10 protein-coding genes are annotated in these 12,470 nt (G+C 46.9%); 5 read left to right on the plus strand and 5 right to left on the minus strand.

The annotated features are described in order from the left end of the window. Positions 1 to 431 precede the first annotated feature (431 nt). The 4 genes from psbM to ACUVJL_RS11300 form a co-directional block, all read right to left on the minus strand. A complete protein-coding gene (psbM, locus tag ACUVJL_RS11285; RefSeq protein ID WP_015177760.1) occupies positions 432 to 545 on the minus strand; it encodes a photosystem II reaction center protein PsbM in 114 nt (37 codons plus the stop codon). 294 nt (positions 546 to 839) lie between these two features. Then, entirely contained in the window at positions 840 to 1,136 is a 297-nt protein-coding gene (locus ACUVJL_RS11290) for a 2Fe-2S iron-sulfur cluster-binding protein (protein ID WP_333443819.1), read from the minus strand. Positions 1,137 to 1,286: 150 nt separating this feature from the next. Beyond that, positions 1,287 to 3,185, minus strand: coding sequence for a TolC family protein (locus tag ACUVJL_RS11295; protein ID WP_445245927.1), 1,899 nt, complete (start codon positions 3,183 to 3,185; stop codon positions 1,287 to 1,289). Positions 3,186 to 3,325: 140 nt separating this feature from the next. Beyond that, complete coding sequence (locus ACUVJL_RS11300) at positions 3,326 to 4,711, minus strand: TIGR03279 family radical SAM protein (RefSeq protein ID WP_445245934.1); 1,386 nt, start codon at positions 4,709 to 4,711, stop codon at positions 3,326 to 3,328. 119 nt (positions 4,712 to 4,830) lie between these two features. On the opposite strand from ACUVJL_RS11300, the gene ACUVJL_RS11305 reads away from it, so the two are divergent. Then, positions 4,831 to 6,252, plus strand: a complete 1,422-nt coding sequence (locus ACUVJL_RS11305; RefSeq protein ID WP_445245928.1) for a tetratricopeptide repeat protein — start codon at positions 4,831 to 4,833, stop codon at positions 6,250 to 6,252. 180 nt (positions 6,253 to 6,432) lie between these two features. Next, positions 6,433 to 7,431: a tetratricopeptide repeat protein gene (locus ACUVJL_RS11310; protein ID WP_445245929.1), complete on the plus strand. Its 999-nt coding sequence runs from the start codon at positions 6,433 to 6,435 to the stop codon at positions 7,429 to 7,431. Positions 7,432 to 7,870: 439 nt separating this feature from the next. On the opposite strand, the gene ACUVJL_RS11315 is transcribed toward ACUVJL_RS11310, so the two are convergent. Next, positions 7,871 to 8,773: an undecaprenyl-diphosphate phosphatase gene (locus ACUVJL_RS11315; protein ID WP_445245930.1), complete on the minus strand. Its 903-nt coding sequence runs from the start codon at positions 8,771 to 8,773 to the stop codon at positions 7,871 to 7,873. Between the two features lie 322 nt (positions 8,774 to 9,095). Here ACUVJL_RS11315 and ACUVJL_RS11320 point away from each other — a divergent pair, with 322 nt between their 5' ends. The 3 genes from ACUVJL_RS11320 (at position 9,096) to ACUVJL_RS11330 (ending at position 12,332) form a co-directional block, all read left to right on the plus strand. Next, positions 9,096 to 9,707 carry a thylakoid membrane photosystem I accumulation factor gene (locus tag ACUVJL_RS11320; protein WP_445245931.1) on the plus strand — a complete coding sequence of 204 codons (612 nt, stop codon included), beginning with the start codon at positions 9,096 to 9,098 and terminating at the stop codon, positions 9,705 to 9,707. A 274-nt stretch (positions 9,708 to 9,981) separates the two neighbouring features. Then, positions 9,982 to 11,043 carry a mannose-1-phosphate guanylyltransferase gene (locus tag ACUVJL_RS11325; RefSeq protein ID WP_445245932.1) on the plus strand — a complete coding sequence of 354 codons (1,062 nt, stop codon included), beginning with the start codon at positions 9,982 to 9,984 and terminating at the stop codon, positions 11,041 to 11,043. 176 nt (positions 11,044 to 11,219) lie between these two features. Further along, a complete protein-coding gene (locus ACUVJL_RS11330) occupies positions 11,220 to 12,332 on the plus strand; it encodes a DNA-methyltransferase (protein ID WP_445245933.1) in 1,113 nt (370 codons plus the stop codon). The last annotated feature ends 138 nt before the right edge of the window (positions 12,333 to 12,470 follow it).

The raw sequence follows: 12,470 nt of genomic DNA on the forward strand, positions 1-12,470 counted from the left end.
AATATAATTGGTCAACGACCCACCCGAGACGATGGATCAAACAGCCTATACGAGCGAAGTTCAGCCTTGTGCTGGCGGCTTTCGCAAAATCGGTAGACCGGGAAAAGACGATAGGGCAATGATAAACATCCCTAGAATCAACACTACGAAGAATTCCGTTTGGTATTCGACACGTAAAAACCGCAGGGCTTGCGGGGTTAGTGCGCGAGAGCGAACATAAGACCAAATCTCTTTTAGGGTGGAGGCAGTTGCCCCGAAGCATAAATTCAAATCGTGAGGTTTGGGAATCCCCATACCTTCAGGTCGGGGTGGATGTCAACGTTAACAGTTAGCAGCCAACACTCAACATTTAACAAAAAAAGCGCCTCAGCAAAAAGCTGTTGGCGCTTTTTTTGCAAGCAGCTTGCGCCAGAGAGAAATAGCAGCAGTTGCTAATCTTTTCTACCTTGACGGCTAGCCGTTTGAATGTACAGAATGATTAGAAAAACGCTGGGCACCAATACAAACAGAATGGTTGCCACAAACCCTAAATCGTTAACTTCCATGAAGACGCTCGCCTCTATCGGAAAATAGGAAAACACACACAACTAGGATATCACTCAAAGGCAAAAGGCAAACTCGAAGACAGAAGGAGAGCTTACGGACAAGCGTCGAAACCCGGTTTCTGCCTAGATACCTCGCTGCCCAATCTCTTATTTGTCCTAGAAACCAAGTTTCTTTTCCTAGCCCGGCAAAAGGCGTAATTATACAGTGAAATAGGAAAAAAAAACAAAATTATTGCATTCTGCATTTTTCTTTCCTTCTGCATCTGCTGCCGAATGCCGAATGCCTTCTGAGAGTCAGGGTTTAGTCTTCACGCTGACCTGACCGTTGACCAAAGCTTGACAAGCCAAGCGATAGTTTTCGGGCTTTTTCTTGAGCTTGCGGTTTTCAAAGTCAGTGCGGGGCGACAGATTTTCACTTCCCTCGACAATTTCCACAATGCAGGTGCCGCATTGACCGATGCCCCCGCAATTCATCATCTTTCCCGAAAATGTGTACAAATCGATGCGGTTTTCTAGAGCTTTCAGCCTCAAATTGGCTCCGTCTGCTGCGATGACTTCCTGATTTTCCTTCACAAACTTGATGTTGGCCATTGCCGATTCCTTAACGCAGTTGACATGGAACTCTATTACAAAATATTAACTAATGTGTCGGACGTTTAATACCCCGATGTCTAATTGCCCTTGTAATTAAAGGTGGGCGCGAGCGTCGCTATCCCGAGCAGGAATCGCCCCAACCCAATCTCAAGGAGCATCCGAGAGGTTATTAGTGGGAAGATTGCTCACAGCCCGCTCAAGAGACGAAAGCCCCAGGTTGTAGGTGACAATTGCCGACAATCGGTTTCTCTCAGCCCTAGTCAAATCAGTTTCCGCCTGAATCACATCCGTCTGAGTACCCACACCAGCTTGAAACCGCAGTCTCGCCAGACGCAGAGCTTCCCTTGACTGCAAAACCCCCGCCTCTGAAGTTTCGATATTCTCAAAACTCGACTCTAAGCCAAAATAAGCTTGTTCCACTTCCCGGCGAACCTGGTTGCGCAGTTGGTCGAATCGACTTTCGGCGATCGTCATCTCAGCCTCCCGCTGTCTCGCCCTGGCGTTCGCCGCGCCCCCGTCGAAGATACTCCAAGTCAGACTCGCCCGCACCGAATACCCGTCCGCCCAGCCGCGAGGAACAAACCGGCCCGGGTCGTCAGGGTCTTGCCCCAGCACGTTGTAGGCGGCCGAGACACTCACTTGAGGCAAACGCCCCGCCTGAATCGATCGCCTCTGCTGCTGGCTGATATCTCTCTGCACCAACTGCTGTTCCAACTCGGGGCGATTCCTAAAAGCCTGCACGATACTCTCTTCCAAAGACAGCCTCCAAGCGCCGGCTTGCTCTACCGGGTCAGCCGCTGTCAAGTTCGCCGTCTGGCTGATATTCAAAATCTCAGCCAGACGCCGCTGGGCAACTCGCTGGTCACGACGGGCCACTGACAGTTGTTGCACTTCGTTAGCCAAATTTGCCTGAGCCTGCAACACAGCAAACCGGGTTCCCACCCCTGCCCGTTCCAGGGCTTCGGCATCCCGCAAACTTTGCTGGGCATTTCTCACCGAAGCTTGGCGGATGGCAACTTGTCCGTCTGCGTTTTGCAAGTTGTAGTAAGCCTCAGCAGTGTCGAAGCGGAGTTCCTCGGCTTGGCGTTCCACATCCAGTTCCCGAAAGCGCAACTGTTCCTCTGCCGCGCGGATGGTAGCGCGCCGGCCTCCGAACAAATCGAGGTTGTAGCTCAACTGCAAAGTGCTGTTGAGACTGTTGCTGCCGAAATTTGGCCGGGCTTGGTCGGCGGGCTGCCCGGTTTGGTTAGCCCGAAAGTTTAACTGGCGCTGCTGAGCCCGAACTTGGAGTTCTCCGCCGGCACTCATTTGGCGGCTGGCGTCCATTTGAAAATTCAGGTCTGGATAAAGAGCAGCTTGCTGTTCGCGCAAAACGGATCTGGTTTGTTCCACTTGCTTTTGGGCGATTTGCAAAACTTGGCTGTTGCGGCGGGCGAGGTCTATCGCCTGCTGCAAGGTAATTGACTCTGTTTGCTCGATCCTGACATCCTCCGGGTTTGTCGGAAACAGCAGCGGATTCGGGTTGGGTTCTAGGGAAGCCGGAGGCTTGGTGTCTAAAATGCCCTTCGGAGTGAGAGGGGGGAAACTTTCGTTCGGAGTGCCCCGGATAATTGGTACCGGGGAACTCGGCACAGGAACATTGTTGAGAGGGCTCGGGGAAGGCTGCTGAGGGTCTGTCGGTTCCAAACCTCTTTGAGGCGTTGAACCGCCCTGAGACAGAGTTGATGGGGAAGCCGGAGCAGCCTGTTGAGGCTTTGATGCAAGCGAAGGCCCGGTTGGGGGAGTTGATGCGATCTTCGCTCGGACTGGCTGCCCAGAGTCGGAGGTTGGCGGGTTAAGGGCGATCGACTGTTCGGGATCTGAGGCTGATTCTGGCGCTGTGTTCGAGGTCGATCGAACATTCGGCCCTAATTCGACGAGCTGATTGCTAGGGGCCAAGCTGTCCTGGGACTGAGCCGGAGGCTGTGCTGAAGCACTCTGTGCGGCGTTGCTCAAAGTAATTGCAGCGCCTACTCCGACTCCGATGATTTGACGAAAAACACGCATAATTTTTTAATTAGTCTGCAATCCTAGAGACAATTTTAGAGCAAGATTTGGCTTCAAGTTTCTAGTTTGTAGCCTGAACTCGCCAGTTACAAGTCAAAATTACCCTACTCATCTTAACTTTTGAATGTTCGGTTCAAAATTTACAATTCAACTTCAGGAGTTGCCCGACCGATCGCCGCCGAGATTAGTTCCTCTACTCCGCTAACCGGCAAAATCCGGGTTTTCAGCAAGCTGGCGAGTTGTTCGACGGTCATGTCGTCTAGAAAACGCGGTTCCCCCTGTTTTAGCATCACCGACGGTAGCAGGATGCCGTTTCCCAAGTCTCGTCCCTGCAAAGCTTCCAGCAAATCTTGCCCGGTGAGCAAACCCGTAACAGTGATACTTTGTCCCCAGTAGTGGCTGCACAGAGCTGCCATGTTGACGGACAAGCCGGGAATTTGGTTTAGTTGTTGTACGATCGGCTCAAAAGCTTTTTCAACAGCATTCCCCACCACCCAAACTAACTTGCGCTCTGGCTCGACTTGCATCGGTTGCAGCTTCTCAAAAGCCGTTTCAAACTGCTGGATAAACTGGCGGATAGAACCGACACCGTTACCAATTTGCGGATAATCTTCGTAATCTCCAGCCGACGGCAAATCTAAACCAGCAATTAAAAACCACTCGTCAGCCAGCCAAATACAGCGCGATTTTGACTTCTGCTTTTTCGCCTTTGAGCCGCCTTTTCCTTTACTTAAAAGCACTTGAATTTTCTGCACTTGCTCGATTACTTCTCGCGCTTTTTCCGCAGTTACGGCGATCAGTTCATCTTCGGCTGGGCGAAAGCGAGTTAAACCCACCGGCACTACAGCCACCGATGCTACAGCGGGAATATTTCCCGTATGAAACTTTGCCAAATCTAACAAAGTGCGTTCTAAATGTTCGCCATCATTAATACCTGGACAAACAACTACTTGAGCGTGAATTTGCAAGCGGCGTTCTTGAAACCATTTGATTTGTTCGAGAATCTTCCCAGCCCTGAGATTTTTTAACAGTCTAATTCGCACTTCCGGTTCGGTAGCGTGCACGGAAACATAGAGAGGAGAAAGCCGCATTTGTTCGATTCTGTCCCACTCTTTTTGAGTCAGATTTGTGAGAGTGAGATAGCTACCATAAAGAAAGCTGAGGCGGTAGTCATCATCTTTGAGATACAAAGTTTCGCGCTTTCCCGGAGGCTGTTGGTCAATGAAGCAAAAAGGGCAGCGATTGTTGCACTGAATTAGTCCATCAAAAAGAGCAGTTTCAAATTCCACTCCCAAGTCTTCGTCATACTCTTTTTCTATTTCTAACTTGTGTGTTTTGCCTTTGGCATCTAAAACTTCTAGTTCGAGAAATTCATCCGCGCACAGGAATTGATAGTCGATCAAGTCGCGGGGTTTTTGGCCGTTGACGGCGACGATTGAGTCTCCGGCTTCAAATCCGATTTCGGCGCCGATGCTGTCGGGGATGACTTTGGTAATTAGGGCTGGACGTGTTGACAATTCGCTCATGGTTATATTATCGGTTTTTGCTTGAAGTTTGCTAAAGGCGATCGCCTTTAGCATTAGGGTTAGTTCTGGGTTGTGAATTTATTTGAGCTGTGACAGAATAAAGCAAAAATATTTAATTTATGAAATTCAAAATCTGGACAGGACTCATGACCGCGTTAGTTGCCGGTACCACCAGTATACTATTTTGTCAACCCAGTCGTGCGGGAAATGATAGCTTTTTTAACAACCGTACTCTCAAATATATTAACACTGTGATTCTGAATGCAGAACCCGGGGTGTGCGCTGCTGTTAATCAAGAGGATACTTGTACGAATAGGACTTTGCTATTCACTCTCAAGCAGGGGAGTGATGCTGACGCTACCTTGAAAAAACAGCCCAAAGTTGACTTAACAGTCGTAGAGTTTATCAACAGTCAAAATTACAGCGTTGCTAAGATTGGCAACTCAGATTTGGTAGCAGAGCAGAAAGCTGAGGATTTCTTGATTCAGGGTGAGAAAAAGTATGAAAAAGGAGATTATCAGGGTGCTATACAAGCTTTTAACCAAGCAATTAAACTTAATCCTAATTATAGCGAAGCCTACGGCAACCGGGGAATTGCCCGCTATGGTTTAGGAGACAAGCAGGGTGCTGTAGCCGATTTCAACCAAGTTTTGCGAATTAATCCTAACGATGCCAAAGCCTACTTAAACCGGGGAGTTGCCCGCGATGATTTAGGAGACAAGGAGGGTGCTGTAGCCGATTACAACCAAGCTTTACGAATTAATCCTAATTATACCGAAGCCTACTACAACCGGGGACTTGCCCGCTATGAATTAGGAGACAAGGAGGGTGCTTTAGCCGATTACGACCAAGCTTTACGAATTAATCCTAACTTAGCCCAAGCCTACTACAATCGGGGAGTGGCCCGCTATGAATTAGGAGACAAGCAGGGTGCTGTAACCGCTTACAACCAAGCTTTGCGAATTAATCCTAACGATGCCAATACCTACACCAACCGGGGAATTGCCCGCTATGAATTAGGAGACAAGCAGGGTGCTGTAGCCGATTTCAACCAAGCTGTGCGAATTAATCCTAACTTAGCCCAAGCCTACAACGGCCGGGGGGTTGCCCGCCGTGGTTTAGGAGACAAGGAGGGTGCTGTAGCCGATTTCAACCAAGCTTTGCAAATTAATCCTAATTATGCCAATGCCTACAACAACCGGGCAAATGCCCGCTCTGAGTTAGGAGACAAGCAAGGTGCTGTAGCCGATTACAACCAAGCTGTGCGAATTAATCCTAACTTAGCCCAAGCCTACAACGGCCGGGGGGTTGCCCGCACTGAATTAGGAGACAAGCAGGGTGCTGTAGCCGATTTCAACCAAGCTTTGCGAATTAATCCTAACTTAGCTGGTGTCTACTTAAACCGGGGAGTTACCCGCGCTGACTTAGGAGACAAGCAGGGTGCAATTCAAGACTTTCAGAAAGCAGCAGACTTATTTCAGAAGCAAGGAGATAAAAACAACTATGAAAAAGCTATTAACATTCTGAGGAGACTTCAATAAAGTGCCGCCTTACTAATCGCTAATGCCCGATTAACACCTGACAAATCCTCTGTCCTTCTATCTAAGCGAAGTTTGTACGAGGAACATAGCTTTGAAGTTCCTCCCTGTCGATCGCTTGCAATTAGTGTAGAAAGGCGAGTATGTTTAATTTCAAAGCTATTTTATTCGCAGGTAAAATCAATGAAAAATTTTAACAAACGGACGATCGCGTTGATTGGTGCAGTTGCCATAAGTGCGATCGCACAACCAACCGCAGTTTTCGCTATATCTGTTCAGGTTCCGAGTGCGTCTGTGGTGGCCCAGACGAAAGCTGAGGATTTCTTGATTCAGGGTGAGGAAAAATATGAAAAAGCAGATTATCAAGGCGCTATAGCCGCTTACACTCAAGCAATTGTGCTTAATCCTAATTATGCCGAAGCCTACAACGGCCGGGGAATTGCCCGCTATCGTTTAGGAGACAATAAGGGTGCTGTAGCCGATTTCAACGAAGCTTTGCGAATTAATCCTAATTATGCCGCAGCCTACACCAACCGGGGGAATGCCCGCGATGACTCAGGAGACAGCCAGGGTGCACTCGCCGATTACAACGCAGCTTTGCGAATTAATCCGTCAGATGCTATTGTCTACTACAACCGGGGAGTTACCCGCTCTCGTTTGGGAGACAACAAGGGTGCTGTAGCCGATTACACCGAAGCTGTGCGAATTAATCCTAACTATGCCTCTGCATACTTAAACCGGGGACTTGACCGCTATGAGTTAGGAGACAATAAGGGTGCTCTAGCCGATTTCAACGAAGCTTTGCGAATTAATCCTAATTATGCCGCAGCCTACACCAACCGGGGGAATGCCCGCGATGACTCAGGAGACAGCCAGGGTGCTCTAGCCGATTACAACGAAGCTTTGCGAATTAATCCTAACTATGCCTCTGCATACTACAACCGGGGAGTTACCCGCTCTCGTTTGGGAGACAGCCAGGGTGCTCTAGCCGATTACACCGAAGCTGTGCGAATTAATCCTAACTATGCCTCTGCATACTTAAACCGGGGCGTTACCCGAGCTAAAGGGGGAGACAAGCCCGGGGCGATGCAAGACTTTCAGAAAGCAGCAGACTTATTTCAGCAGCAAGGTGATCGAGATAACTATCAAAAAGCCATTAACAATATGCGGAAGCTTCAATAAACTGCAAAAACTCCCCAAAGGTCGAGCGCACTACTAATCGCTAAAAAATAGAATTCCCTGATCCTCGACTTCTTAAAGAAGTCGAGGATCTAATTAAATATTATCAGAATCCGATAATTTTTTTTTTCTATCTTTCGTTACTATAGAACCTCTGAATGAGTTGTGTAAATAAAAGAAAAGTGGTCAGCTCACATTCAAGAAAAAAAGGGGGGAGACAAATCTTTCGCCTTCCTCCTTAACGGCACGCGCGCACATTTTCTCTAAATCGTCCCGATCTAAATTTATTTTTCACTGAATCAATAGATTCTCTAGATTCTCTTGCTGTTGAGGTTTCCGACTTTCTTTCATTGATAATATTTTTGTAATGGGGCGTTCTATTTCTGAATTAGACCGAGAGCTGAGCGACTTATGTCACTCCTACTGCTATCGAATTTATCTTTTAAATATTGTTCACTGCCCCACCTGCAAGCGCGGTCAAAATCGCCACGCCAAAAGCCAACCTGTACCACACAAACACCCACGTATTTTGAGTTTGCAGGAACTTCATCAGCCAGGCGATCGACAAATAAGAAAACACAAATGCCGAAATCGTTCCCACGATCAAAGCTGCAAGTCCAGCATCGCCGATTCCTTCTCCGAAAGCACCCTTCAATTCCACTAATCCAGCCAGAGTAATTGCCGGAATTCCCAATAGAAAAGAAAACCGCGCGGCGGCGGGTCTTTCCAATCCCATAAACAATCCTGCTGTTAGGGTAGAACCCGATCGCGAACACCCCGGAATCAATGCCATTGCTTGAGCTAATCCCATCAAAATACCGTCTTGAACAGTTAACTTTTCATAAGTGCGATTGCGCTTGCCAATTTTTTCTGCTATTGCTAACAGCAGGGACATGACAATCGAAGCAATGGCGATCGCACCCAAACTTCTCAGCGGCGACTTGTCAAAATCTGGAACCAATGCCTTGATTAGCAGCCCAAAAAAGACTATAGGTATTGTTCCCAAAGCAATCCCCAATGCGATCCGAAACTCTGGCGATTTGTAGTCGCGCCGCACCACGGCATCTACAGCACCAAAAGTTATAGTTGTCAAGTCTTGCCAGAAATACCAAAGCACTGCGACAATACTGCCCAACTGAATTACAGCAGTATAAGCAACCCCGGGATCGCCCCATCCAAGGGCGATCGGCACTACCTTCAAATGAGCGCTGCTGCTGATAGGCAAAAACTCTGTTAATCCCTGTACAATTCCTAAAACAATGGCCTGCACCAGATTGATTTGAGCCTGGCCGGAAACATCAGCAGCGGGCGTTTGGGCGAGGAGTGCGTCAAGCAAAGCTATCATTAGTTGTAAATTCCCAGTTGTCAGTTTCTAGTAATCAGTTTAATTTAAGATCTTGCACCCTTCTGGGAAGCTAGAAGCCCACCCCACCAACAATAAATTTTATTGTGGCGCGGACACTTCCAGCCCGGCCCTGAAAAGCCGATCGCCAATAGTGCTCTTCGGTCAGTAGAATTGCCTTGTCGATCGCTAAAACAAGCAAACTATGATAGCCGATCTCAAACTACTTTAACCTACTCAACAACATTTGCCTACATTTGGGTGATAAAATTAGGAAAGTTTTTGCATCTGATTTCGCTTTCCTTACAGCAACTGCCAACAACCTATGATATTTATTGAGAAAAAAAAATCACTTGTTACTGCTGCTTCTGGGCTGGGCTTGCTGCGGCGAATCTTGTCAGCCAGTCTTTTAACAGTCGCGATCGCACTTAGCTTGATACTGCTAACCGGCACGCCACCAGCCTTAGCATCTCTCACAGACGATCGCTATGACGGTACAATCTTTGCCCTTTACGCCGGCAACGGTTCCCTAGTTCCTCCTAAAGTAAAACTCACAGATTCTTTCAAACGCAATAAACCCGTATTGTTAGTGTTTTACACAGACGACAGCAGCGACTCCAAGCAATACGCGATCGTCGTCTCTCAACTCCAGGAATTTTACGGCCGCGAAGCCGATTTTATGCCTATAACAGTTGACTCTTTGCCTCCGCAACCGTCACCGAAAATCACCGAACCGAGCCATTACTACGAAGGTTTCGTACCTCAAACTGTCATCCTCGACCAATCGGGAAAAGTAGTTTTTAACGCGAAAGGACAAGTACCGTTTGAACAGGTAGATGATGCTTTTAGGAAAGTATTTGACTTGCTGCCAAGAGAAAAATCTCTCCCGCTGAAACGCCGCGTCGTGAACGAGCTTAATATCGAATTGTCGAAGTAATTAGTCATTAGTCATTAGTCATTAGTCATTAGTCATTAGTCATTAGTCATTAGTCATTAGTCATTAGTCATTAGTCATTAGTCATTAGTCAACGGTCAACGGTCAACGGTCAACAGTCATTAGTCATTAGTCATTAGTCATTAGTCAACGGTCAACGGTCAACAGTCATTAGTCAACGGTCAACAGTCAATCGTCATTCTGCCTCAGTAATTCTTTACAAACACGATCTCAGGTAGCAGGGCAAAATGGACGTGAACTATTTAAACTTTAAACCATGAGTAGAACCTTAATTCCTGTGATTCTCGCCGGCGGTAAAGGCGAACGTTTTTGGCCACTAAGTCGCAAACAGCGCCCCAAGCAGTTTTTAAGTCTCGATGGTAGCGGCAAGAGTTTGCTGCAAGCTACTGCAGAAAGACTTTTGACCTTAGGTAACGGTTGGGATGATTTGTGGGTAGTAACGTCGTCCATGTTGGCTGCGGGAGTGCGCGAACAGTTGCCGCTGTTACCGCCGGAGAATTTGCTGGCGGAACCGGAGGGCCGGGATACTGCGCCGGCGGTGGCTTGGACGGCTATAGAAACGGCCAAGCGTTACGGCGAGGAGGCGGTTGTCGGGTTTTTCCCGGCGGATCACTGGATTGGGGAACCCGAGGAGTTTGTCAAGACTTTGGAGGCGGCGGCTGAGTTGGCGAGAAATCAGGATGCGATCGCCACTTTGGGAGTAAAACCGAGTTATGCTTCCACCGGCTACGGCTACATCGAACAAGGTGAGGAAATTGGCAGTTTTGGGGGTTTTCCGGCTTATCGGGTGGCGAGGTTTACGGAAAAGCCCGATCGCACAACTGCTGAAGAATTTGTAGCCAGCGGCAAGTTTAGTTGGAACGGCGGCATTTTTGTATTTCGAGTCGGAACAGTCTTGACAGAATTGCGAAATCATGTACCGGAAATGATGGCAGCTTTGGAAGCAAAAGGTGCCGCTGCTTACTCAGAATTACCTAAAATTAGCATCGATTACGCGCTGATGGAGAAGACGCAAAAGGCTTGTGTTCTGCCCGTAGGCTTTAGCTGGGACGATTTGGGAGATTGGAATGCGATCGGTCGTTTGCTGCAAGGAGACAAACCGAATGTGGAGTTAGCAAAACACGTCGGAATTGACACCAAAGGCGGCATTTTCTATGCAGCGGATGAGAATGAGGTGATTGTCACCATTGGTTTAGAGGATGTGGTAGTTGTCAGAGATGGCAATGTGACTTTAATTGTGAAAAAAGATAGGACGCAGGAGATTAAACAGGTAATCAAGGTGTTGGGAGAAGATGAGAAATTGAAAGATTTGTTATGATAGAAATAGGGCGATTATCAATCGCCCTTTGGGATTACAATAAATCCCGGAAAAAGCGACCTACAAAAAAATATAAAACAGGCTGTTTTTCCCGAAGCTGTTAAAGAGGTTGAACCCGGCGATAGTAAAACCCATCATTTAATTGTCTTACAGACTAGACTGAGGTTCGGTTTCCCATGTATAATAACTTAAATTATGGAATCGAGCGGTTGAGTACAGAGCGCTATAGAGAAAATAAGCCAATGAACACCTACTTTCAATCCCCTGCTGTCACTCTCTACCAAGGTGACTGCTTAGATGTATTAAACTCACTGCCTAATAATTGTGTCAATCTAATTGTGACAGACCCCCCCTATCATTCTACTAAAAAAGATAACATTACCGGCGACAAAAGATTTAAAAATGATCGAGATTACCTTCACTGGTTAGACAATATAGCCGAGCAATGGCAGCGGGTATTAGCTCCCAATGGCTCTCTCTACTGTTTTGCCTCTAATAAAATGGCAGCAAAAATTGAGGTAATGTTAGGTGAAAGATTTAATGTCCTAGCTTCAATTACTTGGACCAAACCCAATGAACCAGGCTATGATGGATGGAAGCAAAAGACAAAAAAAGAAAGTTTAAGGAGTTGGTATCTTCATTCGGAACGGATTATTTTTGCTGAATCAGCCTCAGCGGCAAATAACAAACAATCAGCTTTTGGTAGCTTGCTCAGAAAAACCCGCGAAGCCGCAGGGCTCTCAACTATTCAGCTAACAGAAGCTATTAATGAGTATGGCAGTGTCAATCACGGTGGTGCAGTATCAAATTGGGAGACCGGCAAAAACATCCCCAGTCGTGAACAATATCAAAAACTAAAATCGGTGTTGTCTAAATTTAGCCCTCAAGTCCCAGAATTACCTGATTATCAAGAAATAATCCGACCTTTTTCTGTAACTGCCAATATACCCTATACCGATGTTTGGGATTTCCCAACAGTTAGACCTTACCGGGGTAAACACCCAGCAGAAAAGCCATTAGATATGATTACTCATATTATTGAAGCCAGTTCTTATCCTGGTGATATGGTACTGGATTGCTTTGCAGGTTCAGGCGTGGTTGGAGAAGCAGCCAAAATGTTAGGTCGTAGAGCTATGCTGATTGAGATTGAAGAAAGTTTGTGTCACAAAATAACTTTACGGTGTTCTGATATATCACAGCCATTACCCAAGTCTAAAACATCAGAATTTGACTGGAAAAAAGAATTTTTGTTTCAAAATTTATTAAATAATGTGTCTTCGGAAAAATAATTAGGGCTTGCTGAAAAAGTCAGAAAACAGCATTTAGAAAGATGAGTGAATTTGAGCTGGCCTCGGCAATATAAGTTTTGTCAATCTTGTGATGGCGAAACATAGCTTTTACCAATGATTTAAGCCAAAAAACATGAC

The sequence above is a fragment of the Microcoleus sp. OTE_8_concoct_300 genome, assembly GCF_031383065.1.
Taxonomy (GTDB): Bacteria; Cyanobacteriota; Cyanobacteriia; order Cyanobacteriales; family Microcoleaceae; genus Microcoleus.

Bases quoted from the DNA above. Each gene is read 5' to 3' on its own strand.
- psbM (WP_015177760.1), bottom strand. From the start codon at position 545: ATGGAAGTTAACGATTTAGGGTTTGTGGCAACCATTCTGTTTGTATTG.
- ACUVJL_RS11290 (WP_333443819.1), bottom strand. From the start codon at position 1,136: ATGGCCAACATCAAGTTTGTGAAGGAAAATCAGGAAGTCATCGCAGCA.
- ACUVJL_RS11295 (WP_445245927.1), bottom strand. From the start codon at position 3,185: ATGCGTGTTTTTCGTCAAATCATCGGAGTCGGAGTAGGCGCTGCAATT.
- ACUVJL_RS11300 (WP_445245934.1), bottom strand. From the start codon at position 4,711: ATGAGCGAATTGTCAACACGTCCAGCCCTAATTACCAAAGTCATCCCC.
- ACUVJL_RS11305 (WP_445245928.1), top strand. From the start codon at position 4,831: ATGAAATTCAAAATCTGGACAGGACTCATGACCGCGTTAGTTGCCGGT.
- ACUVJL_RS11310 (WP_445245929.1), top strand. From the start codon at position 6,433: ATGAAAAATTTTAACAAACGGACGATCGCGTTGATTGGTGCAGTTGCC.
- ACUVJL_RS11315 (WP_445245930.1), bottom strand. From the start codon at position 8,773: ATGATAGCTTTGCTTGACGCACTCCTCGCCCAAACGCCCGCTGCTGAT.
- ACUVJL_RS11320 (WP_445245931.1), top strand. From the start codon at position 9,096: ATGATATTTATTGAGAAAAAAAAATCACTTGTTACTGCTGCTTCTGGG.
- ACUVJL_RS11325 (WP_445245932.1), top strand. From the start codon at position 9,982: ATGAGTAGAACCTTAATTCCTGTGATTCTCGCCGGCGGTAAAGGCGAA.
- ACUVJL_RS11330 (WP_445245933.1), top strand. From the start codon at position 11,220: ATGTATAATAACTTAAATTATGGAATCGAGCGGTTGAGTACAGAGCGC.